Raw genomic sequence first — 25,446 nt, forward strand, 5'->3', positions numbered from 1 at the left:
TGAGCGTTTTAATTACATCAGGTTAAACAGCACGCTATTTACTCTGTTTTTGGTAAAAACAGTGCACTCATTGCCCCCAAAAAACCTAACCCACTGTAAAGCAAAATAAGCTCTGCGGTTGATAAAAACGATTCTAATAAGCCTATGCTGCCCAACATCAGTAATAAAACCCCAATAACGGTATTACTAACCGACACATAATCGGTGCGTTTGTTACCCTCTGCCATATCGACGAGGTACGTTTTTCGCCCTAAGCGTACTCCTTGGTGCGCAACTGAGAGTAAAAAGTACAAAATAGGCATAGCCCACCAATTTAGTAGCAGCTCGTTATACCAAGTTGCAATAACAAATACAGCCAGCCCATTAATGGTAACCAAAGTGGCACTGAGTACCAGCACTCGCTGGCTAGATAAGTCACTTAAGCGCCCCCAAATCGGCGCTGAGACTAGGCTTGCAAAGCCGGAAACGGCAATAAAGGTGGCAAGTAAAGAAAATTCAAACGACTGTTTACTGGCTAAAATAATATAAAAAGGGGCACTCAATGCTGAACAAAGCAGTAAGGCACGTGTAATAACAAAATGCGCAAACTGTTTGTCTTGGTATAAAATTTTTAACTTTGAAAACGCGTGCAATAGGCCATTATTAGCTCCTTCGGTAGCGCCACTATATTCGTTAATTTGTGCATAAAAAAACGCGGCAATCAGCCACATTAATGCACCCAGTAGTAAAGCGATGATCACAATGTCTTGATCTTTTTGCTGTGAAAAAAACCACATCATGAGACCAAACGTTAAGGTGGCAAAACCGGCAATACTCGCAGCAAGCCCGCTAATATTACCGCGTTGCTGTTTAGGAATAACTTTGCCCAGCACATCTTTTGCAGCGACAGAGTTAAACCCTCTGGCAAGGCTAAATAAAATTAATAAGCCAATAATGGCGTAGCCTGCTTGTGCGCCCTTGAGGGTGAACGCCACCGCAACCATGGCTAAAATGCATCCTGCTTGCATCACTGCACCTATTACCCATACCCATTTACGAACGGGGAGTTTGCGAATAACGTTAGCAATAGCAAGTTGGGGCAGCAATGAACCCGATTCTCTAATTGGTACTAACCAAGCAATAAAACTCGCTGGTACATTTAAGCTTTGCATTAACCATGGCAGCGTTATTTTTGGATTAAGCAGTGCATCGGCAAATTTACAAAACAGCTGGCTAATGAGTAAAATAATAAAATTACCAGGTACTTCCTGACAGGCATTGTCGTCGATGGCCTTGCAAGCTCGGGCGTCTTCTTCATTGTTTAAGCGTTTATAGATTTGTTCTTTTGTCAGTTTTTTCACAATTAATAACTACGCTATCAGTGTAAATATTTAGATATATTAAGATGGTATGCTTAACTTTTCTACTGTTGGGATTACAAAGTCATTTTACCTGCTAAGAATAAAGGAACCCCAAATAAACACAAAAAAATCAGCTAAGCGCTGATTTTTTGTTTGTACTAAAGCAGCGTCTTATTCAAAATCACGAGCACTGTGGCGCTCTGCCATTTGTTCTTCTTCTGGGCCCCAAGTACGATTAACACGGCGGCCTCGTTTTACACCTGGGCGCACAGCTATTTGCTTAGCCCAACGAACCACATGGGTATAAGATGCAACATCTAAAAATTCGGCGGCATCATATAAGTCGCCTAATACCAGTGAGCCATACCATGGCCATATTGCAATGTCGGCAATTGAATATTCGCTGCCTGCCATGTATTCGTTGTCACTTAAATGGCGGTTTAGTACATCTAGCTGACGCTTAGTTTCCATGGTGAAACGGTCAATCGGGTATTGCATTTTACTCGGTGCATAACTGTAAAAGTGGCCAAACCCACCGCCTAAGTAAGGTGCTGAGCCCATTTGCCAAAATAGCCAGTTACGACACTCTGTTTTAGCTTGAAAATCATTAGGAATAAGCGCATCAAACTTTTCGCCTAAGTATTGTAAAATAGCACCTGACTCAAATATGCGTGTTGGCGGTGTGGTTGAATGATCCATCAGCGCGGGTATTTTTGAGTTTGGGTTTATATCAACAAAATCAGAGCCAAACTGATCGCCTTCACCAATATTAATTAAATAAGCGTCGTACTCAGCCTCAGTAATACCAAGCTCTAATAGCTCTTCAAACATAATACTGACTTTTTGCCCGTTGGGGGTCGCTAATGAGTAAAGCTGAAATGGATGTTTACCAATGGGCAATGTTTTATCGTGGGTTGCCCCTGCAATTGGGCGGTTAATGTTTGCAAATTTACCGCCACTTTCATTGTCCCATGTCCATACATTTGCTGGGGTGTAGTCGTTGTTATCACTCATAAATAGCCTCTAATCGTTTAAACGTGCGTATTTGCTTTGCCCGTTGTTGCTTTTAATTTATCTGCTTTTGCTAATTTATACCCTAAAAAGAATCCACTTAATGCGCCAAACAGATGGCTTTCAAACGAGATATGCAACCGCTGTGGAAACACACCCCAAATAAAGCCACTGTATAAAAAGGCCACCACCACGGCTATAAAAATAGATTTAAAAGAACGTCTTACAATGCCATAGCATAAAATAAAGCCCCATAATCCATAAATAACGCCACTTAAGCCGACATGAATATTGCCACGGGCAAACATCCATACCAGTAATCCACCAACTAATGCGGTGAATAAAAATACGCTATAAAAACGCTTTACACTGTATTGGCAAATTAACCAGCTTAAAACAATAAAGGGCAGCATATTACTCGCAAAATGCCACCAGCTACCGTGTAAAAAGGGAGCGCAAAGAATCCCAATCAGCCCTTGAATGCTGCGAGGGTAAATACCTAAACCATTTAAACTAATGCCTGGCAGGCTATTAATTAGTTGCAACACAAAACAAATAGTTACAATGCTTATAATGGCAAAGCGGGTGCTGCTGAGTAACGATAAGGTGGATGGTTTATTTTGCATACGGTGCCCTTATTTATAGTAAGAGTGGCCAGTATAGGAATAGTGGTGAGTAATGAAAAGCAAATTAAAAAGCACAGCGATTAAACTGTGCTTTTTATGCTGATTAATCGTAATTAACCAAGCTTGGTAAGTAGTTTTTTAGCTGCTAGCTCAGAGCTTGCTGGGTTTTGACCAGTGATCACTAAACCGTCTTCAAGCGCAAGCACGCCCCAGTCGTCAGTTTTTTGATAGTCACCACCTTTTTTAATCAGCTCGTCTTCGACTAAAAATGGCACTACATCTGTTAATTGCACGGCGGCTTCTTCTGAATTAGTAAAGCCTGTTACTTTTTTACCCGCAACTAATGCGTTGCCATCAGCATCTTTTGTATTTAAAAATGCAGCGCTCGCATGACACACAGCAGCGACTGGCTTTTGTAATTTTACAAAATCTTCGATGAGCGAGATTGAATCCGTGTTATCTACTAAATCCCATAATGGGCCGTGGCCGCCTGGGTAAAATACCGCATCAAAATCAGAAGCATTCACTTCACTCAATACTTTTGTATTTGCCATTAATGCTTGTGCTGCACTGTCGTTGTCGTACCGCTTGGTAGCATCAGTTTGGAAGTCGGCTAGTGTACTGGTTGGGTCGATTGGTGGTTGGCCACCGTTTGGTGAAGCTAGGGTTATTTCTGCGCCTGCATCAACAAATGCATAATAAGGGGCGGCGAATTCTTCTACCCAAAAACCTGTTTTTTCACCGGTGTTGCCTAAATCAGCGTGTGAAGTAAGTACCATTAATATTTTCTTAGCCATTATTTTTTCCTTCTGATGATTTAAAGTTGTAATCATTGCTTAGCAGTTACTATATGCACTAACGTAACTTTAAACAACGATGATAAATTTAACTTTATTGATTTAATAATTGATACAATGAGCTAAGGCTACAATTAGGATGCAGTGATGAAAGTTTCGTTTGAACAATTAAAAAGTATGGTGGTGTTTGCACAAATAGTTGAGCAGGGCAGTTTAACTGCAGCGGCAAAGCAGCTAGGGTTAACGCGAGCAGTAGCCAGTTACCATTTAAAAAAGCTAGAAACGCAACTTGAAGTAACCTTGCTTAACCGCTCAACACGTACCATGGCGCTTACTGAAGCCGGTATGGCTTACTATGAGCGCTGCCGCGTTATTACCGAGCAAGCCAATGCTGCTAATCAACAAATAGAAAATATAAAAAGTGAGCCCCAAGGATTATTAAAAATTAGTTGTCCGGTTAATGTGGGGATGCAATTAATTGTGCCTGCAATTAATACCTTTAAGCGCCAATACCCCAAAATTGATATAGATTTACAGCTAACTGATGATGTGGTGGATATTATTAAGCACGGGTTTGATTTTGCAATTAGAGGGGTTGCACTGCGCGATTCGAACCTACAGGCAACGAAGTTAACCACAATGAGTACCTGTATTTGTGGTGCGCCTGATTATTTTTCGCATTATGGCAAGCCTACTACGCCCGATGAATTAGCAAAGCACCAGTGGGTGGTTTATCAGTTGGGGAGCAAAACCTTGACCTTGCAAAAAGACAGTAAAAAAGTCGACATTACCATGCAAGGATCGCTCAGTACTAATAATGCCGCTGCACGGACTGCATTTGTGGAGGCAGGACATGGCATAGGGCGTATACCGCTATACGATGCATGGCCAAAAGTACAAGCGGGTTTGCTGCAAATTATAATGGACGACTACAAAAGCAAAGACATTGAGTTGTATGGGGTATTCCCGCCAGGGGCGACGGGATCTAAAAAGTTGCGTTTGTTTATTGATTATTTAAAAGCGTACTTTGTAAAACAGCATACGGCATTAGGTATGCGTAAGGGCTAGCGCTCGGTTAAACAAGGCAACAGCCTGTTGATACATTGCTATGGCGAGAGCTGCATCGTAGCGCTCGCCTTCATCACGCATAAAGGCATGTTGCGCGTTAACTTCTTGCCATTGGTAATTTATGCCAGTACGAACAGCTTGCTGGTATATTTTGTCTCGGCCATCTTGTGGAACATGGGGGTCTTGTTTACCCCAAATAAAATGAATTTCACCGAGTATGTCGGCCATGCGTTCAAATGAGTTATTACCGGGTTGTGCGGGCAGTGTATTACTGTGTATATCGGTGGCGTATAAACAAAACGCGGCTTTTATAAGTGGGTTTAAAGTGGCTCTGTAAGCTAAATGTCCACCAATACATACACCCATAGCTCCCACGTTTCCTGAACAATAACTTTGTCGTTTTACAAACTCGATAAGGCTTTGTGTGTCGCTATCATGATGCTCTAAAGGTTTAGCCCATTTATCGTTATTACCTTTATCTTTGCCTTCGTCATCATAAGCCAGCACAGTTCCGATAGGGTTAAGCTCATGAAACACTTCTGGCACAAGTACCACAAAACCATGACTGGCTAAAATAGCTGCACTGCGGGCAATAGGTGCCGTTTGCTGGAAAATTTCAGAATAAAAAATAATGGCAGGGTATTGCCCCGATGTTTGTGGGCGGTAAATAGTGGTTCGCATTAACCCTGTAGGCGTTGGTAAGTCAGCGTTATGGTGTTGAATGATCATAAAAGCGCTCAGTAAAATGAATATAATAGCTGAGCGCGGTAAAATAAACGAATTTTGCTACAAATTAACTAACCTAAACTGTGCTTAAATAGCGGCAGGCATTTTATTGCAGCTGGCGTAATAGCTAACTGTAGCTGGCCAGTCAGAAAATATACCGATTACACCAACCTCTTTTGCAAGCACATCAACCACAGTCATCATGTCACCATCGTTATCTATAACATCACTAATTGATTGGTAATAGTAACCGCCACCGTTATTTAGCGGCCCAGATCGTTCAAGACTCCATGCAATAATATTAAGCCCAGCAGCTTTAGCATCAATAGCGTACTGCGATGGCACAATATTACTTTCATTATCTATGGTTAATAGCATCCAAATGGGTGGAGCAATAATTTTAACGCCGTCATTAAAAAGCGCAGCCATAGTAGGCTGCCATGTATCGGCGTTATTAGGATCAAACCCTGCATCGCTATCTCGGCCATCTAAATACACGCTTTGCGTTGCAAACGCGGGGTTGGTGTTAATCCAATATTTTACGTCATCTAAATTAAACGATTGCGGAAAAACACGCTCAGCGGGTACGTCCATTTGCGTGTATTCATTTAGCATTTTTTGCGCGTATTGCTGTTGTGTCATACCATCAAAAGGCATGCTCACTTGAGGCGATTTAAGCTCTGGCGTCATTTTTACCCCTAGCTGTTTAAATAGCGCAATACTTTGTTTGTGGGTCATTAACGTGCCGCTACTTGCATATAAATCAGTGCGCCAGTTTGGTGTGCCTTGTAAATATTCAGCAACGCTGCTTGCTTGAGGATTAGCACCATCCATTTTACCTTCAAGGGTTAAAAATTCCGCCAGGCTAATGTCACTGGTACAACATTTAGCAGAAGCAGGCGTGCCACTGTTAGAGTTTGCTGGTGTAAAGGGCACACTGCATTTAGCGGCAAGTTCTGGAATAGCTAAAATGTTAGTGGTGGTATGTAAATCGCATTGTGAATGGCGACATACCAGCTCTTTGTCATTGGTAAAGGTGACATCGCATTCAACAATACCGGCGCCCATACGAGCAGCCGCTATGTATGACTCTTTTGTGTGCTCTGGGTATTGCATGGGGGCACCACGATGGCCGATTGAAAAGTCAGTACGATAAAAAGCACCGTCTTTGCATGATGCTAATTTTGTTTTTAGTGCGCCGTCGGCCATATCCTCAATTAAGTAGTCGGGGCGAGTACCTAGTTGAATATTAGTGCCATGCGCCACTTCAACAATAACCGGGGTAGGAACCTCAACAATTTCAACCTCAGTGTTAGTAACAACCACTTCTTTTTCGACTATTTCAACATCATCATTGCAGCCAGTAAGTGCAGCTAACAATATACAGGCAGTGAATAGGGGAAGTCGCTTCATTATTTGTCCTTAAAAATAAAAGTAGCCCCTACCTTAACCTTAAACAGTGACAATTAAACGACAGCGGGATTAACTTTTCGCTTTGCTAGCAGTTGATTGACCACTAATGCTAGTAACATAATAACAGCACCGATTATTAATCGGGCTATGTCCGCATCTCGATTCCAAATAAGTACATTAACAATAATACCGGCAGGAATAAGCAAGTTATTCATCACCGCCAATGCACCAACATTAACCAGTGTTGCGCCTTTATTCCACATAAAGTAGCCCAAACCTGAGGCTACAATACCTAAGTAAATAAGAATGCCCCATTGCGTTGAGCTGGAAGGTAACTTCTCGGTATTGCCAAACAGCGCATAGCAAGCGCTGGCTATAACAAGCGCACCAATAAAAAACCAGCCAAATACGGTTTTGTCATCCAGTTTTTGATTAACCATTAAACGCTTGTAGCTTACTTGCCCTGTTGCAAAACTAATATTAGCGCCTTGAACTAATAATAAGCCAAGTAGAAAGTCGTTGGTTAGGTTTTCATACCGAATGGTAATAGCCCCTAACACGGCAATAAAGGCAACAATAAAAAATTGCCAGTTGAACTGTTTATTCAATGCATCGTTTAAAAGCGTAATGTAAAGCGGCGTCATTACAGTAAATAACAGCACTTCTGGTACGGTTAAAAATAAAAATGAGTGGTAATAAAAGCCGTACATAATCCCTAGCTGCAGTGCACCTATTAGCATCAGTTTGCACGCAAGGGGGAGAGGGGTTTTCTTTAAAAACGGCAAAAACACTAAGGTAGCTAAAGCCACACGGATTAACACACTGAACCACGCATCAACTTGGCCTGCTAAATACACACCAATTAAACTAAACGAAAAGGCCCAAAGTAAAGTAACGGCAAATAAATAGCCCATAGTGTTGTTTGCTCCAAACTAAAAATGCGAGTGTATACCACAACGAGTATGAAAGGGAGGGCTCAGCAAGCTAAGCCCATTAGTTGATTTACTGTTGTGAGCTTACGAATTGCTTGGCTTGTACTTTAAGGTTTTCCAATGCGGCTTTATCGTAATAGCGATTGTGGCTGATCACCCCTTGTAATGATTGGGTATTACGCACGTTGATTAATGGATTGCTATCTAAAATAATAATATCGGCCACTTTACCAACCTCTAAAGAACCAAACTGTTGTGCTTTATCTAAAAAAGTTGGCCCTGCTTGGGTCGCACTGTGTAGTATTTGTTGAGGGGTAAGGCCATAGTCACTAAAAATAGCCAGCTCCTGATGAAGCGACAGCCCAGGGTAAATATAAGAATTTAAAAAGCCTGCATCGGTGCCCGCAATAATAGGCACACCCGCCTCTTGTGCCCAAGGTAGTAGTTGAGCGGTTTGAACAAAGCGTTGTTTGCGCGCTTTTATTTGAGCGGGGGTATCTTTATTTGCGCGATCAACACGCCACTGGTAGGTGTCTTTTAAACCTTTACCTAAGTAATTTAAAAACTCATCTTGCTGGTGGCTATCTTCGTCAATATAAGCGGTAACTTGGCCGCCAATTAAGGTTGGTACAACCGCAGTGTTATTTTTGGCTAAAAGACGGTACTTTTTCATTGCGGTGTCTTTATCTATGTTATCCATCACAACGGGTAAGGCGCTGCGATAGCTCAGTTCACCCGCTTTTACTTGAGCTGAAATATCATCTTCGTTTTTAGCTGCCGCCTTGAGTAAATAAGTCATATGCTCTATTGCGTCTAAACCTGCGCTAGATACATCAGTAACGGATAAAGAAAACGGAATGTGACCTGATATTTTGTAACCACGCTTTTTAACTTCTTTTACTGCTTGTAAATAAAGTTCTGGAGTTAATGCGCTATCAGTAATTTTAACAAAGTCGACATTCATCGCATCTAGTTTATCAATAGCTGCATGCATTTCTTGGGTTGTTTCAACCTCAAGATCGCCTGGCCAAATAGAGTCTTTACCCTCTAGTTTTGGTCCTGAGGTATAAATAGTGGGACCTATTAGCTCACCTTTAGTTATTTGCTCACGCCAGCTTAAAACCGAGGGGCTTAAATCGGCAGCCGCATCACGCACCGTAGTAACGCCGTAGGCTAAATATAAAGGCAGCAATTGTTTGTTTTCTTCAATTAATGCGTCGCCACCGCCAAAGTGTACATGCATATCCCAAAGGCCTGGCATCACAAAGCGTCCTTGAGCATCTATTTGTGTAGTGGCATGGTAATTTAACTTAAGAGCGTCATCGCCACGGGCAATAATTTTAGCATCGGCAATAGCAATAGTTTGATTGGGGATCACCACTGCATTTTTAATATCAACCACATTGGCATGATGAATGAGTAGGTCGACATGTTGTTTTTCATTAGCAAAACTCAATGTACTTAGTAACAATGAGAATGGGAGTAGGAGAGTGTATTTCATAAAGGCACCTTAATTTTTTATTAAGGTTAACATGGGCGAGCTAGGTTGTGAGTAAGTTTGAGTTTAAGTGTGTTGTAAATCAGCTGAAGTGTTTGATATACATAAAATAAAAGCCCGCGAGCGGGCTTTTATTAACGACATTATGGTTTATTAGTCAACTAAACCACGGCGCTTAAGCAATGCGTCAGTCGTTGGTTTTTGGCCTCTAAACTCAATGTAGCTTTGCATTAAGTCACGGCTGTTACCTTTTGATAGGATTTCTTTACGGAACTTATCGCCATTTTCGCGCGTTAAGCCACCGTTGTTTTCCATGTGGGCAAAGGCATCAGCGGCAAATACTTCAGTCCATAGGTAAGCGTAGTAACCTGCTGAGTAACCACCTGCAAAGGTATGGCTAAAGTAGTTTGATTTGTAACGAGGTGGTACAGGGTAGTAATCAATACCGTGTGCCTTTAATGCCTCACTTTCAAACTGTTGTACATCAGCTACTTTCTTATCAGAACCAAGTGAGTGCCATTCCATATCCAGTAGTGCTGCAGCTAAATATTCAGTGGTACCAAAACCTTGGTTGAATTTTTGCGACTCAAGTACTTTATCAAGTAGTGCTTGAGGAATTGGCTCACCTGTTTTGTAATGCTTAGCGTAGTTAGCTAATACACTTGGCTCAATCATCCAGTCTTCATGTGCTTGCGATGGAAATTCAACAAAATCACGCGCTGTAGCAGTACCCGCAAGGCTTGGGTATTTAACGTCAGAGAATAAACCGTGTGCCGCATGACCAAACTCATGGAACATAGTCGACACTTCGTCAAACGTCATTAGCGTTGGTTCGCCTTCTGCTGGCTTAGGAATATTTTGCGCATTATAAATAACCGGTTTAGTGCCTTTTAAGCCGCTTTGACTTACATATGCACTCATCCATGCACCGCCACGCTTACCTTCACGTGCATATGGGTCCATGTAAAATAAACCAATTGCGCTGCCATCGGCATTAAATACTTCAAATGCCATTACATCATCATGGTAAACCGGTAGGTCTTTACGCTCTTTGAATGTAATGCCGTAAAGTTTTTCCATTGCAAAGAATAAACCGTTATGAATAACCGATTGCATTTCAAAGTAAGGCTTAACTAAGGCTGGATCTAGGTCGTATTTTTCAGCACGCACTTTTTCTGCGTAGAAAGACCAATCCCATGGTTTTAGTTCAAAACTTTCGCCCGAATCGTTAATTACTTTTTGAATCGCTTTTGCTTCTGCTTGCGCTTTTTCCACTGCTTTTGGTGCAAGGTCATCTAAAATACCGTACACGTTATCAGTGGTTTGCGCCATGCGTGAAGTCATTACATACGAAGCCCAATCTTTAAAGCCTAACAGTTCTGCTTTTTGTGCACGTAAATTAGTTTCTTTAATAATAATAGGGCCGTTGGTTTTAGCTGCACGATTGGTTGACGCTTTAAAAATTTGCTCACGAAGCTCGCGATTTTCAAGGCTTGCTAAGATTGGCTGTTGCGTGGTGTTCACTAGGGTGATCATGTAGCCGTCTTTGCCGGCTTTTTTAGCAGCAGCTGCAAAACCTGCAATTTCACCTTCAGATAAACCAGCTAGTTTGCTTTTGTCTGTTACTAAAATGACGTCTTCTTTAAACGATTTTAATACGTTTTGAGAAAACTCTGTTGATAGCTTTGCAAGTTCAGCGTTAATTTCACGCATTTTTGCTTTTTCAGCATCGTTTAATTTAGCACCGGCTTTAACAAACTGTTTGTAGTAAAAATCAACAAGGCGTTGATCTTCAGCGCTTAATTTATCTTTGTTGTCGTATACTGTTTGTACACGAGCAAACAATGCACCGTTTAGGTAAATGTCATCAGAGTGTGCAGAGAACACAGGCGCCATTTTTTTATCAATCCGTTGGTACTCATCGTTAGAGATAAGACCTGATAAGTTGTAAAAGGCAGCTGATGCGCGGTTTAATAGCTCACCTGCAAGTTCCATTTCTACCAGCGTATTTTCAAAAGTAGCTGGTTCTGGGTTATTGGCAATTGCCATAATTTCTGCATTATGTTGTGCAATACCTGCATCAAATGCGGCTTCGTATTCAGTGGTACCAAACTTATCAAACTCAGGAGCCATGTATTGTAATGGGCTTGGTTTAAATAATACATTGCTTGCATTGATATCTTGCACTTGTGTTGTGCTTTGTTGTTTTGTTTCTTGAGTGCTTTCAGAAGAACAGGCAGATAATAAAAGTGCACTAGCAATCGTAGTGGCGATCAGTGTTTTACGCATAATAACTCCATAAAAATAGTAGCCGAAATAGGCTTTTCGAGTCGAAAACCCAGTTAACTTACCAAATTTTGACTTATATACAACAAAGTTTATCGATTTAAAGCGGGATTTAAACGCAAATTAGATTATATAAGCTCGATATGTAGATAAAAACAGCAGTAAAAATCATCAATAAAGTGTATACAGCCTTAGCAAGCACCGACCACAATACAAAACATAAATGCAAGTAGCGGGGTTCAGAGTGCTTAATTGGGTGGTTATTTTAAATTTGTAAATATAGATTTAAGCTAACCGCATGCTAAACTTGGGGTATTACTAGCACATAAAAAACAATTATTTGCGTGCGACTTTATACATGGAAAATCAATGAACTTAGAACAAATAAATCACATTCTCGCCTTCGTATTGTTTAGCTACAACGACATTCACATTACCGTAGCAAAAGTCATTCAAGTCCCCCTTATTTTGTTTACCATGTGGTTTGTAGTGACGCAGATTGGCAAGTTAATTAAAAAGTCATTATTAGCTCGAAAAATGAGCCCTGATGCTGTGCATTTATTTACGCGTTTTTATTTTATTTTAAGTATTGCGATTTTGCTTTTTACCTCCCTCGAAGTGCTTAATATTCCACTAACCGCCTTTGCGTTTGTATCGGGCGCAATTGCTATTGGTGTAGGCTTTGGTGCGCAAAACATTATTAATAACTTTATTAGTGGTTGGATACTAATGTGGGAACGGCCAATTCGTATTGGTGACTTTTTAGAAGTTGGCACTGCCAAGGGAGTGGTTGAAACTATTAATACTCGCTCTACCCGTATTCGTAGAAACGACGGTGTTCATATGTTGATACCCAATAGCCAGTTATTAGAAAACACAGTAACCAACTGGACGCTAATTGATGGCAACGCGCGCTCATCAGTGAGTGTTGGCGTGGCTTATGGCTCTGATGTATTGCTTGTTAAAACGTTAATTCAGCAAGTGTTAGATGAGCATGAGGCAATATTAGCAACACCTCAATCAACCGTATTATTTGATGACTTTGCAGATAGTTCATTAGTTTTTAATGCTATTTTTTGGGTCTGCGCTGAATCAGAAACTCGCTTAAGGCAAGTGCGCAGTGATATTCGCTTTAGTATTTATGAGGTGTTTGAACAGCACGATGTGGTTATTGCATTTCCGCAGCGAGATATTCATATAGATGGCGAAATCGCATTGACGCGTTCTTTAGTTAAAAAGTAGTATTTAAAAAAATCGTCACATTATTTTCTATATTTTTTAATGATTCATTGTAAGGACATATGTCCGCCTTTTGTGCTTTTTGTTGTTAAAAAGGCAGTAAAAGAGTTGATAGTGCCGTTAAGTGTTAAAAATAAGTTTACTTTTTTAGGGCTCAATATGCGGTAAATTAATTACAGCATGGTATAATCTGGCGCATTCAATCAGCCTTATTTATGCCGTTTTTGTACTCTCGGTAATAAGGTCCGCGCCGCATAGAGCAAGTCGCGAAAAATTGACTGAATCCGTAATTATTTAATTGCGCAACACATCAACCGTTGAACAAGAGTGCACTAAAAAGGTTAACCCCGACATGAAAGCAATGAAAAGATCTACGTTAGCAACCCTTATCAATGCAACGTTGTTCTCTGCCGTAGCAGGTACGTCAATTTCAGCCGTAGCTGCTGAGCAAGAAACTACTGCTAAGAAGAACCAACTAGAAGTTATTCAAGTTACTGCTCGTAAACGAGTAGAAAACGCTCAAGAAGTACCTGTTGCTGTTTCAGCCCTGCAAGGCGATAGCTTAGATGCTTACAGCTCAGCTGGTATGGATATTCGTTTTATGAATGCGAAAATCCCAAGTTTATCTATTGAATCTTCATTTGGCCGTTCATTCCCACGCTTTTATGTACGTGGTCTTGGTAACACTGATTTCGATTTGAATGCTTCGCAACCAGTGTCACTTGTGGTTGATGAAATTGTACAAGAAAACGCAATCTTAAAAGGCTTCCCGGTATTTGACGTAGCACGTGTTGAAGTGCTTCGTGGCCCACAAGGTACACTATTTGGTCGTAACACACCGGCTGGTCTAGTTAAGTTTGATACTGTTAAACCAAGCCAAGAATTTGAAGGTTATGGCGCTGTTTCTTACGGTAGCCGTGGTGCTGTTGACTTTGAAGGTGCTGTTGGTGGTTCATTAACAGATCGTTTATCAACACGTGTTTCAGTACTTTGGCAAGATAAAGACGATTACATTGATAATCGTGCACCAGGTTTTGAGCAAAAAGATGCCTTAGGTGGTTACACTGAACAAGCAGCCCGTATTCAATTTTTATATGAAGGTGACGATTTCACTGGATTATTTAATTACCATGTTCGTGATTTAGATGGCTCTCCAATTGCCTTTCGTGCTAACACTATCAAACCTGGTACTAACGATTTAGTTGATGGTTTTGAAAATGACGTGGTGTATCACGATGCCGCATCTCGTGCGACGCAGCAAGTGGAATCGCAAGGTGCAAGCCTTAAGCTTGAGTGGGACTTAGCTAATCATACAGTAACGTCAATTTCTGGTTGGGAAAGTGCAGAAATTTACTCTCGTGCTGACATCGATGGTGGCTACGGTGGGTTCTCTATCAATGATGTTCCAGTTGCAATGGGCCCTGGTTTTATTCCTTTCTCTTCAGAAAGTGCTGATGGTATTCCAGATCAAGACCAATACACGCAAGAACTTCGCTTATCAAGCAACTTTGCCGGTGACGTAAATTACCAGGTGGGTGTTTTTTACTTCGACGAAGCATTAACGATTGAAAACTTTAGCTATGATACAGCCAATAATGGCGTATTAAACGGTTTTGTTAGTCAGCAGCAAGATACTAAAGCATGGGCTGTATTCGGCTCAGTTGATTACACCATTACTGATGACTTGAAAGTAACCGCGGGCCTTCGTTATTCAGACGATGAGAAAGAATTCTCAGCAAATCGTACGCTTAGCCCTGTAGGTGGTGCTGCTACTTACATTGAAAAAAATGTTAGCGATGATCACGTAAGCTGGGATTTATCAGCTAACTACAAAATCAACGATGACGTAAACTGGTATGGTCGTATTGCTAACAGTTTCCGTGCACCAAGTCTTCAGGGTCGTATCTTATTTGGTGATGAAGTAACCGTTGCTGATTCAGAAACTGTTACGTCATACGAGACAGGTATTAAATCTGATGTGTTAGATGGCCAAGGCCGCGTAAATGCAACCGTATTTTATTACACTATGGATGACCAACAGCTAACTGCTGTAGGTGGTGGTGCTAACTTTAACCGCCTATTAAATGCTGATAAAACAACTGGCTACGGTTTCGAAATTGATTCTGAGTGGGTGTTAACGGATGAACTAAATGCAACGTTTAATTTAAGTTACAACAAAACAGAGCTTAAAGACAAAGATTTAGCCGTTGCAGTGTGTGCACAGTGTACTGTTACTGATCCTACCTTCCAAGTACCAGGTGCATTTGGTCCTGAAGATCGTGCTATTTTAGATGGTAACAGCTTACCGCATGCACCAGAGTGGATCTCTAACATCACACTTCGTTACACTAAAGAACTCGCTGAAGGTGATTTCTTTGCTTACGCTGATGTGTCGTACCGCAGTGAAATTGACTTTTTCTTATATGAATCAGTTGAGTTTGAAGGTAAGCCACTAACTGAAGTTGGTCTACGTGCCGGTTATGCATGGGCGCAAGGCGACTACGAATATGAAGTATCAGCATTCGTGCGTAATATGTTTGACGAGCAGCAAGCAATTGGTGGTGTTGATTTTAACAACAATACAGCCATGGTTAACGAAGAGCGTTATATTGGCGCTGAATTTAAAGTTAACTTTTTCTAATCGATAAATTTAACGTTAAATTGTAATTATTGATAAAAGCCTGCCTAGTGCAGGCTTTTTTATTTTTGTAGAGCTGCTAAAGTAGCGCCCATATGTTTATTAAAGAGAAAAAGTAATGGCTGGATTTTGGAATTACCGTGTAATTTATTGTGAAGCAACCAAAGATGAAGCGGCGCAATATCAAATACACGAAGTGGAATATAACTTAAATGGTAAAGTAACTAACTGGTCAGAGACTGGTGCAGCACCATTTGGCACCACATTAGATGCGTTAAAAGATGATGCTGAGCGCTTAAAAACCGCCTTCGAAAAGCCGATACTTAAAGTAATGCGCAAAGCCCGAGGTTATGAGTTAGTTGATGTAGATACCGGCGAAGACGCTTATGCTGAGCCGCCAGCAGGCTTGGCTGAGTAACACAAATTAATTAAAGGTGCCTAGGCACCTTTTTTATTAACGAGCAAAATAATTACACAGGAGTAAGACTTTAGTAAAGCAACACAGCAAATGGATAACCTTGAAGAATTTTGGCACTGGCTTCAATCTCAACTATAGTTTAAGCCATATTTAAATTTGCAAGGATGCAGCAATGATAATGATTAAAGCAACGCTGTTTACTTTTTTAACCCTTTTTAGTGCGAGCTTATTGGCGCAATTGCCTCCAGTGCAACTTGCTAATGTTTACGATGAAACTAAGCATGAAGATATTCGCCAATACTTGGTGAGTGAAAAGTATGACGGAGTAAGAGCAATCTGGACGGGAAAGCAGTTTGTTACCCGTCAAGGCAACTCCATAAACCCGCCTAAGTGGTTTACCGCTCCTTTGCCTGATGTTTGGTTAGATGGTGAGTTATGGACTAAACGAGGTCAATTTTCTGTTGTCAGCGGTATTGCAAGAACAAAAATACCCAACGATTTGCAGTGGCAAAGTGTTACTTATCAGGTATTTGATATGCCAGATACAAGCACGCCTTTTCACCGTCGTTATCAAAATTACCTATCACTCATTACTAAGCTAAATAGTCCCCATATTAAAGCGGTTAAGCAATATCAATTTAGCGACAACCAGCAGCTCAGTGATTATTTTAATCAGGTAACCAAACAAGGTGGCGAGGGTGTTATGCTTCATTTTAAAGAGGCTAAGCATACGAGTGGTCGCTCGAGTGCATTGTTAAAACTCAAGCCTTATTTGGATGCTGAAGCGCTAGTTATTGAATATTTACCGGGTAAAGGTAAATACACAGGAATGCTTGGCGCATTGAAAGTACAGACAAAACATGGCCAGACATTTTCTATTGGCACGGGGTTTAGTGATGAAGAACGCAAGCGTCCGCCAGCCATTGGTTCAACAATCACTTATCGATACCACGGGTACACTAAAAATGGCTTACCGCGTTTTGCCAGCTTTTTACGGGAAAGACCCTAAAAGCATTAACTAGAGGCCAATTCAGTATATATTTTTTGGCAATTATGCTAAATTGCGCGGCCTTTTTGGTAATGTTTGGTGATCTATGTTTGTTGGTTTTGATTATGGTAGTTCTAATTGTGCTATGGGTGTTTTAAACGAAGAACGTGTTCAGCTTATCCCTTTAGAGCAAGGCAAACACTATCTTCCATCAACGTTATACACCCATCATAGTGCCTTAGTCGTTGATTTTGTAGCGCAGCATTTACACGGTTCAGATCATGAGCATACCTATAAAACCGCGCGCCAACCGTTACTTAATACGCTTGCGCGAATTAAATCAGACCTAGACCTACAAGCCGGCGATGAGACTCTATTTATTGGCCGTAAGGCGATTAGCGAATATGTACAATTTCCCGAAGAAGGTTATTTTGTAAAATCGCCAAAGTCTTTTTTTGGCGCTACTGGCTTAAAGCAAGGACAAATTAATTTTTTTGAAGATATTGCCACAGCAATGATTTTAAAAATAAAACAACGTGCCGAATCATCGTTAGGATATACGCTAAGCCAAACAGTTATTGGTCGCCCAGTGAATTTTCAAGCGGTTGGTGGTGAGCAGTCAAACCAACAAGCCGTGGGCATTTTAACACGCGCAGCAAACCGAGCCGGCTTTAAAGATGTGGAATTTTTATATGAACCACTTGCCGCTGGGATTGACTATGAAAGTGATTTAACGCAAGACCAAAAAGTGCTGGTAATTGATATAGGCGGTGGTACAAGTGACTGTTCATTTGTACAAATGGGACCCAGCTTTAGAAATAAACAACAGCGAGATGCAGACTTTTTAGCACATAGCGGAAAGCGAGTAGGTGGTAATGATTTAGATATTGCTCTGAGCTATCATGGTTTAATGCCGTTACTTGGTTTAGGGAGTACTTTTAAATCGGGTTTACCTTTACCGAATCAAGCATTTTGGCAGGCATGTAAAATTAACGATGTTAATTTACAAAGCCAGTTTTATAGTGCCCAGCACTATCGTGAATTAAGCGCCCAATTACGCGATGTGAGTGCGCCTGATTTATATAAACGGCTCATTCATTTACAGCAAAATAAGCAAGGCCATCAATTAGTTCAACAAGCTGAAGCGGCAAAAATTGCACTAAGCTCATCTGAAAACTTTAATTGTGATTTAACATTTTTAGATTCATCACTTGATAAAGATATCTCTATTAATGAATTAGCATTAGCCGTTGACGACAGTATTAGCCAAATAGTGACATTAGCAAAACAGGCCATTGCAGATGCAAACACCACCCCAGATGTAATCTATTTAACGGGTGGTAGTGCGCAATCACCACTGATCAAGGCGGCTTTAAAAACCCACTTAGGCGACATTAAAATGGTTAACGGTGATCACTTTGGCAGTGTTACCGCAGGTCTGACTAAATGGGCGAATATGCTTTATAAATAAGCGGCTATAAAGAGATTTGTCGGGTTGCGAGGTACTTTTCGTAATCTGGCAAAGAACGCTCAAATTCGGTGTCCATAAGTGGTGAGCTAAGTAACATATCAGCGCTTACTTCATTACAGGCAACAGGAATGTTCCACACCGCGGCTAAACGAAGCAATGCTTTTACATCGGGGTCGTGCGGCTGAGAAGCCAGAGGATCCCAAAAAAAGATTAACACATGAATTTCATGTTCCGCTATTTTAGCCCCTAGCTGCTGATCGCCACCCATAGGTCCACTGAGTAATTGCACGACATTCAAACCAGTGGTTTTTTCTATTAAATGTCCGGTTGTTCCAGTGCCATATAACTTATGTTTACTTAACATTGGGGTGTGTTTTTCACACCACAATTTTAGCGCGGCTTTTTTTCCATCATGTGCAACAAGGGCTATATTTTTCTTAGCTGGAAGAGATTGTATTTTTTGGTCCATGGGTGTTCTTATTATTAATTAGAGTAAGAGATTAACAGCCAGAGCGATAAACACAATACCTGTAAATCTATCTATCCAACGCTGGCTATTAGGGTGATGTTTAAAAAACTGTGCTATTTTATCACCAAAATAAATATACGTGCAGTCAATAGGAAAAGCAAAGATTGGATAAAGCAGGCCAAAAAACGCCAGCTGAAAGGTCGCCGAGGATAAGCTAGGGTCAACAAATTGTGGGATAAAAGCAATAAAAAACAAAGCGACTTTTGGGTTAAGTACTTCAGTCATCATAGCTTGAAACATCACGTTTTTGTTTTTACTGGTGGTAACATGAGGCTTATCGTCTTGCTCGCAAATGGGGGGCTTGAAGGTGCCTTTAAGCATCATAAACCCTAAGTAACATAAATAGGCTGCTCCTGCATATTGCACGCTGGCGTAAGCCGTTTCAGAGGCCTTTAATATAGCGCTTAAACCGACAACCGCAAAAAATGTATGCACTACGCCACCTAAGGCAAAGCCAAAAGCACTTTGCATACCTGCTTTTCGCCCATTAGCAAATGTTTGTGCCATTAAAAACGCGTTTGATGGCCCAGGCGCAACGGCCATTAAAAAGCTGGCGAGTAAAAATGAGAGCAAAAAGTCAGGGTTGATCATTAAATAGTACGAAAGAGAAGTGGTAAGTGATTTTATCAAGCAATGAGGAAAATAAAAAGCGGGCATATTGCCCGCTAAGTTGAGGATACTAAGTTGTTATAAAACTAGCCGTTATGCTTTTAAACATAACGAAGTGCTAAATTTATTAAAAACTAACGGTGATATTATTTGAACACACCGTAGTGCTCAGCGCTTCACACACTTGATATGTATAGGTGCCGCCACCTTTAGTATTAATGCTGTCGGTGTAGGCATTATTATTTGCAGTGGTTATGACTTTGCTACCATTGCGGTAGATATCAACTTGGCTTGTTGCTGCGCCATTCCAACTTAAATCAACAAATTTAGTGCCTTTTGATTTGTAACCTGAAGCGCTAAGAGAGATATCATCTACGCCTGGCTCTGGATCAACACCACCAGTATCGCCACCCGCACAGCCGTTTGCTGTAAGGTAAGCATCAGCGTCAGCCGCTTTTACAATGCCGTAGCCAAAGTAATCATCACGACCAGCAGCCCCTTGATCTTGCGCAGTTGCTTTTAACGCATCGCGAATTTCTGTGCCTGTACAGTTGCTATGGTTAGACCATACTAGCGCAGCAATACCTGAAACCGCAGGAGTTGCCATTGACGTTCCACTCATAAAGCCATAATCAGTTGCGCCAATATTAATTGTCACGTTTGTACTAGCAACTAATGCGTTACGATCTTCAAATGCAGCGCCCACAGCAGGAATTGAAGTATCGTTGGTATCACCTAGTGTTGCGTATAACATGCCAGCTTCATTGTTGATAATAACCGCACCTAAACCGCCTGAGTTTTCACAGTTAGCAACTTTGTCATAAAATGAAATAACGCCGCGGTCAATCATACATACTTTACCAGCCGCTGCTGGATCAACTGTTTCGCCAGTCCCCATAAAGTAGGCACTCGCCGTGACTTGACCTGCATTTTCCATTGCTGATGAATTATATGCTGTGCCATCAGCCGACATACTCGCTGCTGTTGCCATGCCCGCAGGGTAGGTCGATAGAGTATCAACACCACCAGCAGTTACTTCAACACAAATAGTTTCATCATTAGTCGCGCGTTTCCCACGACCTGATGAACAACTTGGGAATTGTGAAAAATCAGCAATTTGATTATCGGCATCATTAGCGCCAACCATCATTACTGATGGGTAGCCTGCAGGATAAGAACGTACGTTATTACCATCATTACCAGCGGCTGCAACCACAAGTCCGCCAGCATTGGTAAAGTTAGCAAACGCATTTGACTCTGTACTGTTTGAGCCACCGCCCCCTAAGCTCATACTAATAATATTTGCACCCGCTTGAGAACATAAATCAGCCGCTTGAGCCAAGTCAGATGAGTAACCCCAACCCGCTTCGTTAAATACTTTAATAATGTGCATTGCCACACCCGGTGCCATACCCACAACACCGAGGTTATTATCTGCAGCACCAATCGTACCGGCGACATGCGTCCCGTGTGGACCGCCATTATCAAACCAATTTCCAGTACCGCTGTCGTTATCGCCAGTAATGTTACCCCAAACAAAATCAGGGTTTGAGCTATCTAAGCCTGAATCGATAACACATACTTTCATGCCTGCATTGGCATCAAAAGTAACTTGATCAACCTGTGATTGATAAACCGCATATGGCGTAATTTGTTGCTGCATGGCATCACCTACATCATCGTTAAATAATGACATAGGAACGCGCTTATGATCTTCTTCAATGAGTTTAATATGCGGGTTGTTAAGCAGGCCTTTTAAGCTACTTAAATCTTGTCCAGTAAACTTGGCTGCAATGAATCCATTGCCATCTACTTTAATGTCACCACCTAGTTTTTTAGTCAGCGCTTTAACAACACCTTTTTTATTATTATCAACTTGGATGATGAAGCGATCGTTCGCAGCTTGGGCAGCACCTGCTGAACAAATACCAGTAAGAACTAATGCTAAGGCGAGTTTATTCTTTTTCATATTATATTATCCTAGAATTAATTGGTTAACTAACTGTTAACTTTAGCAGACAATAAAATAATATAAAGCATAAAACAAGCTATTTTATCTACAAAAACAAAACTATTTAACTTTAAAATAGCCAGTATTAAACAAAAAATATACATTTGTATTTGAATTAGGGGCGGCTAATCAGGTAAAACCTGAATTAGCCAAAATTGAAGAGTAATAGAAAACGCTTTAGCGCCTAAGCATATTTAGTATAACGAAATAGTAAGTAAGAAAAGGGAATTAATAATAAAAAGTGTGTGCCTATAAGCTCGGGTGTAGATAAGTTTAAATATTGAGTAATAAACACCAATAAACTTGCCCCACTCATTTGCATCGCTCCTAAAAGAGCTGAGGCGGTGCCAGCTTGCTTAGGGAACAGACTTAAAGCTCGTCCAGCGGCAGAGCCAAGTGTTAAAGCAAAACCAAAGGCAGCAATAAACATAGGGATCATTAATGCTAATGGGGTTTTATATTGGCTTAATACTAGCATCAGTAAGCCTGCACTTACTAACAACACAAGACCTGCTTTTAGTGCTCTTTTTGGTTGGCGTTTAATGTAAATAGGCATGATAAAGCTAGCAAGAATACTAAGCACTGCATTAAGCGAGAACCAAAAGGTAAAGTCGGCTACGCTGCCACCTAATTCAGTAATGAGCCAACCTGGAGCCAGTGTTACAAACACTAATATAGCCGACATAGTCACCATACATAACAAACTATTAAATAAAAATAACGGAGTTGAAATAATAGGGATAAAGCGTCTTAAATCTAATATATGCCCCTGATAATGACTGTCTGCTGGGCGTGTTTCTCTGAACAAGAATAAGGTGACAATAAACCCCAATAATGCAAAGCCAGTTAAAAATAGAAAGTTCATTTGCCAACCAAACTGTACGGTTAACCACGCACCTAAAATAGGCGCTAAAGCAGGAATAAAGCACACTATCCCGTTTAGGTAGGTAATTATTTGGCCACTACGTTCACTACCAAACTTATCTCTTACTATTGCAAAAGCAACAACAAAGGTGGCGCACGCGCCTAACCCTTGAATTGCACGGGCAAACATCAGTATTAAAAAGCTAGGAGCATAATATGCACCTAATGCCGCCAGTCCATATAAAGTTACGCCGGTCAAGGCTACAGGCTTACGTCCGAAGCGATCAGCGAGAGGGCCTGCAATTAATTGTCCCAAACCAACAGTAAGCATAAAAATAGCCACTGTTTGCTGTACTTGTTTTTCGCTCACTGAAAATTGTTCTGCAATAGTGGGAAAAGCAGGTAAATAAATATCAATGCCCATAGGACAAAAAATGACGAGTAACGCTAAGATCAGTAATAAAATTAAGTTTGGTTTAGCGGGCTGTGTTTGCATCAGGTCTCCTTTTGCCGGCATTTTAAGTGGTGACTGATGAAAAAGAAAGGGCTTATGGCCGATGCATCAGCCAAGTTACTTACTTTTTTCTTTATTATGATTATTTTTGTTGAAGTATCACACTTCTTTAAACTGATCCGATGTGTTAATTTGCTTTTTAAGCAAAGACAATGGAAAAACAATAATGAGTAATGAGTCTGCACTAATAAAAACATGGCATAAATTTAAAAAGCTGCCGTTTGGTAATTGGCTGTTTAGTAAAGCCGTATGTTTTAAAGCGCCTTACTTTGGCTCTATGAAACCGACGATTTTAGATTTAAAAGCAGGGCACTGTAGTGCTGTGGTTAAAAATACTCGCCGTGTGCACAATCACATTGGCACTATCCATGCGATTGCACAATGTAATTTAGCTGAGCTGTGCGCGGGGGTAATGGTTGATGCAACGGTACCTTATAAAACCCACCGTTGGATCCCTAAGGGAATGACAGTACAGTACTTGGCTAAGGTCGACACTGATGTTACTGCTATCGCTGAGATTGACCTGCCTCATCAGTGGGTTGATAAAGAAGATTTAGTCGTACCGGTAAAGCTTTACAATACGCGTAACGAACTGGTGTTTACCGCAGACATAACCATGTATATAACGCAGAAAAAGTAAGCGTATAAGCCGCCCAAGGGATTTTAAAGAGGTGATTAATGGTTTAGCCAACAGGCAGGCTAAACCATTTAAACTAATACAACTAGCTTTTGGCTGCAGGTTGCTTGTTTACAAACGAAAGCCCGCTGTCTTCATTATCAACAATGGCTTTTACGTCGTGAGCTGGTTTTGGCTTATCTTTAGCATGTTCAATGACTTCTTTTTCAAAGCGCTGCTTTAAACTGCCTTCAATAATCGCACCTGCTTCTATGCTCAGGGTGTCATGAAATATATCGCCAAGCACATGAGCATTATTTTCGATCTTTACTTCACTTGCATTTAAAGAGCCGATGATTTTACCCTTAACAACGACACTGCTTGCCTCAACAACGCCTTCAACAACACCTGAGGTGCCAATCACTAAATGTTCGGCCTTAATGTCACCATCAATACGTCCGTCGAGTTGTACTTCACCTTGGCTTACCAAAGAGCCCGTTATACGCACATCATTAGAAATGATTGAGGGAGTGTGACTCACTCTCTTAATAGATGAGTCTGTTTTTGCTTGTTTATTTTTACCAAACACGAGAAAGCGCCTTTGTTATTTTTAGTGGATTGACATGCTTGTCGTCTATTAATACTTCATAGTGTAAATGAGTACTTGTACTTCTTCCGGTACTGCCCATTAAGCCAATGACATCGTGCTTTGTGACTAATTGACCTTTTTTAACATTAATTTTGTTTAAGTGACCAAAGCGCGTTACAACACCGTTTTTATGCTCTAACTCTATAAAGTTACCATAACCGCCATTACGGCCAGCTCGACGAACCGTGCCATCGGCAGGGGCAAAAATTTCTGTTTTATGCCACCCAGCTAAATCAATGCCTTTATGAAAAGCGCGCCTTTTATTCATTGGGTCTTTTCTAAGTCCAAAATTACTGGAAATATAATATTTTGCAGCAGGTAAGGGCAGGGTACTTGGCAACTCAGTTAAAAAGCTCTCTAGCTGGTTTAACAATAACAACTTATCTGCAATGACTAGAAAGTTACTAGGAATTTTACTTTCATCGAGTATATCTAGCGGGCCACCTTGCGCCGTTGTTTGCGTGCTTAACGCGAGATGTTGTGCCAGTGCATTTTCAAGACCCGTGCCTTTGAGTATTTCTATAATCGCATCATGGCGCTGATTAATCTGCGCAGCCAATAACGTGAAATTAGTATCGTACTGCTGATTTAGCATGATGTAGCGCTGCTCAAAACTGGTTTGTGCATGCTTATTTTGTGTTTTATCTTCTTCGAGCGGCTCATGAAATTCGCTTTCGTTCTCATTAATAGGAGAAGATTCAAGCTCACCCTCTAATTTTATTACATCTTTGCTGATAGAAGCTGGGAGTGATTCAATCATACCTTGAAGTAAAGCTTGTTTTTGTTCAAGTTCAGCTAACTGCTCTTGCTGCAATGCGTAGCGTTGTTGCTGTTGCTTTACTTTTTGTTGCCATTGTACTTGCTTATCAAGCTGAGTTTGCTCGATATGAGAAATTTGGTGTGTTTGCATATAAACACGGATACTCGAAACACTGATCCATGCAATAGCAATGAAAATAATAGCAAGCACAGAAACCTGTAACCAAGGCGCCAAAACAACATGCTTTACTTCACCATTTTGGCGAATGAGCAGCTGACGAGCTGGGAAATGTTTATTAAAAAAAGACTTTATAAATACAGGCATGTCACATAAATACTGGCTATTAACGGATTCAAGATAGCAATTTGAACTAAAAAAGCCAGAAAAAAATTGTAACTTCGGCTTAATTAATAAAAAAGGGCTGCTTATTCAACAACCCTTTT

General features: G+C 40.9%; 22 protein-coding genes. 7 read left to right on the forward strand and 15 right to left on the reverse strand.

The annotated features are described in order from the left end of the window. Positions 1–38: 38 nt before the first annotated feature. From BW139_RS05380 to BW139_RS05395, 4 genes are all read right to left on the reverse strand, one after another. Positions 39–1,340 carry an MFS transporter gene (locus tag BW139_RS05380; protein WP_076918924.1) on the reverse strand — a complete coding sequence of 434 codons (1,302 nt, stop codon included), beginning with the start codon at positions 1,338–1,340 and terminating at the stop codon, positions 39–41. Positions 1,341–1,511: 171 nt separating this feature from the next. Beyond that, positions 1,512–2,354, reverse strand: coding sequence for a glutathione-dependent disulfide-bond oxidoreductase (yghU, locus tag BW139_RS05385; RefSeq protein ID WP_076918925.1), 843 nt, complete (start codon positions 2,352–2,354; stop codon positions 1,512–1,514). A gap of 17 nt (positions 2,355–2,371) precedes the next feature. Then, on the reverse strand, positions 2,372–2,977 hold the full coding sequence (locus BW139_RS05390; RefSeq protein WP_076918926.1) for a rhomboid family intramembrane serine protease: 606 nt from the start codon (positions 2,975–2,977) through the stop codon (positions 2,372–2,374). 113 nt (positions 2,978–3,090) lie between these two features. After that, the gene (locus BW139_RS05395; RefSeq protein WP_076918927.1) at positions 3,091–3,774 is read right to left on the reverse strand and encodes a type 1 glutamine amidotransferase domain-containing protein; all 684 of its coding nucleotides are present in this window, start codon (positions 3,772–3,774) and stop codon (positions 3,091–3,093) included. Positions 3,775–3,921: 147 nt separating this feature from the next. Between BW139_RS05395 and BW139_RS05400 the strand changes: the two genes are divergently transcribed. Continuing rightward, on the forward strand, positions 3,922–4,842 hold the full coding sequence (locus tag BW139_RS05400; RefSeq protein ID WP_076918928.1) for a LysR family transcriptional regulator: 921 nt from the start codon (positions 3,922–3,924) through the stop codon (positions 4,840–4,842). Here BW139_RS05400 and BW139_RS05405 read toward each other — a convergent pair. The 5 genes from BW139_RS05405 to BW139_RS05425 all read right to left on the reverse strand — a co-directional run bounded on the left by BW139_RS05405 (position 4,822) and on the right by BW139_RS05425 (position 11,700). After that, positions 4,822–5,571, reverse strand: coding sequence for a dienelactone hydrolase family protein (locus tag BW139_RS05405; RefSeq protein ID WP_076918929.1), 750 nt, complete (start codon positions 5,569–5,571; stop codon positions 4,822–4,824). The two genes, BW139_RS05400 and BW139_RS05405, sit on opposite strands and share 21 nt — an antisense overlap. A gap of 84 nt (positions 5,572–5,655) precedes the next feature. After that, entirely contained in the window at positions 5,656–6,981 is a 1,326-nt protein-coding gene (locus BW139_RS05410) for a glycerophosphodiester phosphodiesterase family protein (protein WP_076918930.1), read from the reverse strand. Between the two features lie 53 nt (positions 6,982–7,034). Beyond that, on the reverse strand, positions 7,035–7,895 hold the full coding sequence (locus BW139_RS05415; RefSeq protein WP_076918931.1) for a carboxylate/amino acid/amine transporter: 861 nt from the start codon (positions 7,893–7,895) through the stop codon (positions 7,035–7,037). A gap of 88 nt (positions 7,896–7,983) precedes the next feature. Beyond that, the gene (locus BW139_RS05420) at positions 7,984–9,414 is read right to left on the reverse strand and encodes an amidohydrolase family protein (RefSeq protein ID WP_076918932.1); all 1,431 of its coding nucleotides are present in this window, start codon (positions 9,412–9,414) and stop codon (positions 7,984–7,986) included. 150 nt (positions 9,415–9,564) lie between these two features. Continuing rightward, entirely contained in the window at positions 9,565–11,700 is a 2,136-nt protein-coding gene (locus BW139_RS05425; protein WP_076918933.1) for a M3 family metallopeptidase, read from the reverse strand. Between the two features lie 366 nt (positions 11,701–12,066). On the opposite strand from BW139_RS05425, the gene BW139_RS05430 reads away from it, so the two are divergent. The 5 genes from BW139_RS05430 to yegD all read left to right on the forward strand — a co-directional run bounded on the left by BW139_RS05430 (position 12,067) and on the right by yegD (position 18,451). After that, complete coding sequence (locus BW139_RS05430; RefSeq protein ID WP_008108776.1) at positions 12,067–12,939, forward strand: mechanosensitive ion channel family protein; 873 nt, start codon at positions 12,067–12,069, stop codon at positions 12,937–12,939. Positions 12,940–13,288: 349 nt separating this feature from the next. Next, entirely contained in the window at positions 13,289–15,577 is a 2,289-nt protein-coding gene (locus tag BW139_RS05435; protein WP_008464679.1) for a TonB-dependent receptor, read from the forward strand. 115 nt (positions 15,578–15,692) lie between these two features. Next, positions 15,693–15,992 (forward strand): hypothetical protein, encoded by a 300-nt coding sequence (locus tag BW139_RS05440; protein ID WP_008109576.1) that lies wholly within the window; start codon positions 15,693–15,695, stop codon positions 15,990–15,992. 172 nt (positions 15,993–16,164) lie between these two features. After that, positions 16,165–17,001: a DNA ligase gene (locus tag BW139_RS05445; protein ID WP_076918934.1), complete on the forward strand. Its 837-nt coding sequence runs from the start codon at positions 16,165–16,167 to the stop codon at positions 16,999–17,001. Between the two features lie 85 nt (positions 17,002–17,086). Further along, complete coding sequence (gene yegD / locus BW139_RS05450) at positions 17,087–18,451, forward strand: molecular chaperone (RefSeq protein ID WP_076918935.1); 1,365 nt, start codon at positions 17,087–17,089, stop codon at positions 18,449–18,451. A 4-nt stretch (positions 18,452–18,455) separates the two neighbouring features. Here the strand turns inward: yegD and BW139_RS05455 are convergent, their stop codons facing one another. From BW139_RS05455 to BW139_RS05470, 4 genes are all read right to left on the reverse strand, one after another. Further along, complete coding sequence (locus BW139_RS05455) at positions 18,456–18,920, reverse strand: methylglyoxal synthase (RefSeq protein ID WP_008464686.1); 465 nt, start codon at positions 18,918–18,920, stop codon at positions 18,456–18,458. 18 nt (positions 18,921–18,938) lie between these two features. Continuing rightward, entirely contained in the window at positions 18,939–19,571 is a 633-nt protein-coding gene (locus BW139_RS05460; RefSeq protein ID WP_076919037.1) for a LysE family translocator, read from the reverse strand. 145 nt (positions 19,572–19,716) lie between these two features. After that, a complete protein-coding gene (locus BW139_RS05465) occupies positions 19,717–21,558 on the reverse strand; it encodes a S8 family serine peptidase (protein WP_076918936.1) in 1,842 nt (613 codons plus the stop codon). Positions 21,559–21,784: 226 nt separating this feature from the next. Beyond that, on the reverse strand, positions 21,785–22,960 hold the full coding sequence (locus tag BW139_RS05470) for a multidrug effflux MFS transporter (RefSeq protein ID WP_076918937.1): 1,176 nt from the start codon (positions 22,958–22,960) through the stop codon (positions 21,785–21,787). A 184-nt stretch (positions 22,961–23,144) separates the two neighbouring features. Between BW139_RS05470 and BW139_RS05480 the strand changes: the two genes are divergently transcribed. Continuing rightward, positions 23,145–23,618, forward strand: coding sequence for a hotdog fold domain-containing protein (locus tag BW139_RS05480; protein WP_008464694.1), 474 nt, complete (start codon positions 23,145–23,147; stop codon positions 23,616–23,618). 82 nt (positions 23,619–23,700) lie between these two features. Here BW139_RS05480 and BW139_RS05485 read toward each other — a convergent pair whose 3' ends face one another. Both BW139_RS05485 and BW139_RS05490 read right to left on the reverse strand, forming a co-directional pair. After that, the gene (locus BW139_RS05485) at positions 23,701–24,183 is read right to left on the reverse strand and encodes a polymer-forming cytoskeletal protein (RefSeq protein WP_008109555.1); all 483 of its coding nucleotides are present in this window, start codon (positions 24,181–24,183) and stop codon (positions 23,701–23,703) included. After that, on the reverse strand, positions 24,173–25,327 hold the full coding sequence (locus tag BW139_RS05490; protein ID WP_055011704.1) for a M23 family metallopeptidase: 1,155 nt from the start codon (positions 25,325–25,327) through the stop codon (positions 24,173–24,175). Before BW139_RS05490 ends, BW139_RS05485 begins: the two co-directional genes overlap by 11 nt. Between the last annotated feature and the right edge of the window lie 119 nt (positions 25,328–25,446).

Source organism: Pseudoalteromonas sp. SK18 (assembly GCF_001974855.1).
In the GTDB taxonomy this organism is placed as follows: Bacteria; Pseudomonadota; Gammaproteobacteria; order Enterobacterales; family Alteromonadaceae; genus Pseudoalteromonas.

Coding starts and splice junctions, on each gene's coding strand:
- yghU (WP_076918925.1), bottom strand. CDS start 2,354: ATGAGTGATAACAACGACTACACCCCAGCAAATGTATGGACATGGGAC.
- BW139_RS05390 (WP_076918926.1), bottom strand. CDS start 2,977: ATGCAAAATAAACCATCCACCTTATCGTTACTCAGCAGCACCCGCTTT.
- BW139_RS05395 (WP_076918927.1), bottom strand. CDS start 3,774: ATGGCTAAGAAAATATTAATGGTACTTACTTCACACGCTGATTTAGGC.
- BW139_RS05400 (WP_076918928.1), top strand. CDS start 3,922: ATGAAAGTTTCGTTTGAACAATTAAAAAGTATGGTGGTGTTTGCACAA.
- BW139_RS05405 (WP_076918929.1), bottom strand. CDS start 5,571: ATGATCATTCAACACCATAACGCTGACTTACCAACGCCTACAGGGTTA.
- BW139_RS05410 (WP_076918930.1), bottom strand. CDS start 6,981: ATGAAGCGACTTCCCCTATTCACTGCCTGTATATTGTTAGCTGCACTT.
- BW139_RS05415 (WP_076918931.1), bottom strand. CDS start 7,895: ATGGGCTATTTATTTGCCGTTACTTTACTTTGGGCCTTTTCGTTTAGT.
- BW139_RS05420 (WP_076918932.1), bottom strand. CDS start 9,414: ATGAAATACACTCTCCTACTCCCATTCTCATTGTTACTAAGTACATTG.
- BW139_RS05425 (WP_076918933.1), bottom strand. CDS start 11,700: ATGCGTAAAACACTGATCGCCACTACGATTGCTAGTGCACTTTTATTA.
- BW139_RS05430 (WP_008108776.1), top strand. CDS start 12,067: ATGAACTTAGAACAAATAAATCACATTCTCGCCTTCGTATTGTTTAGC.
- BW139_RS05435 (WP_008464679.1), top strand. CDS start 13,289: ATGAAAGCAATGAAAAGATCTACGTTAGCAACCCTTATCAATGCAACG.
- BW139_RS05440 (WP_008109576.1), top strand. CDS start 15,693: ATGGCTGGATTTTGGAATTACCGTGTAATTTATTGTGAAGCAACCAAA.
- BW139_RS05445 (WP_076918934.1), top strand. CDS start 16,165: ATGATAATGATTAAAGCAACGCTGTTTACTTTTTTAACCCTTTTTAGT.
- yegD (WP_076918935.1), top strand. CDS start 17,087: ATGTTTGTTGGTTTTGATTATGGTAGTTCTAATTGTGCTATGGGTGTT.
- BW139_RS05455 (WP_008464686.1), bottom strand. CDS start 18,920: ATGGACCAAAAAATACAATCTCTTCCAGCTAAGAAAAATATAGCCCTT.
- BW139_RS05460 (WP_076919037.1), bottom strand. CDS start 19,571: ATGATCAACCCTGACTTTTTGCTCTCATTTTTACTCGCCAGCTTTTTA.
- BW139_RS05465 (WP_076918936.1), bottom strand. CDS start 21,558: ATGAAAAAGAATAAACTCGCCTTAGCATTAGTTCTTACTGGTATTTGT.
- BW139_RS05470 (WP_076918937.1), bottom strand. CDS start 22,960: ATGCAAACACAGCCCGCTAAACCAAACTTAATTTTATTACTGATCTTA.
- BW139_RS05480 (WP_008464694.1), top strand. CDS start 23,145: ATGAGTAATGAGTCTGCACTAATAAAAACATGGCATAAATTTAAAAAG.
- BW139_RS05490 (WP_055011704.1), bottom strand. CDS start 25,327: ATGCCTGTATTTATAAAGTCTTTTTTTAATAAACATTTCCCAGCTCGT.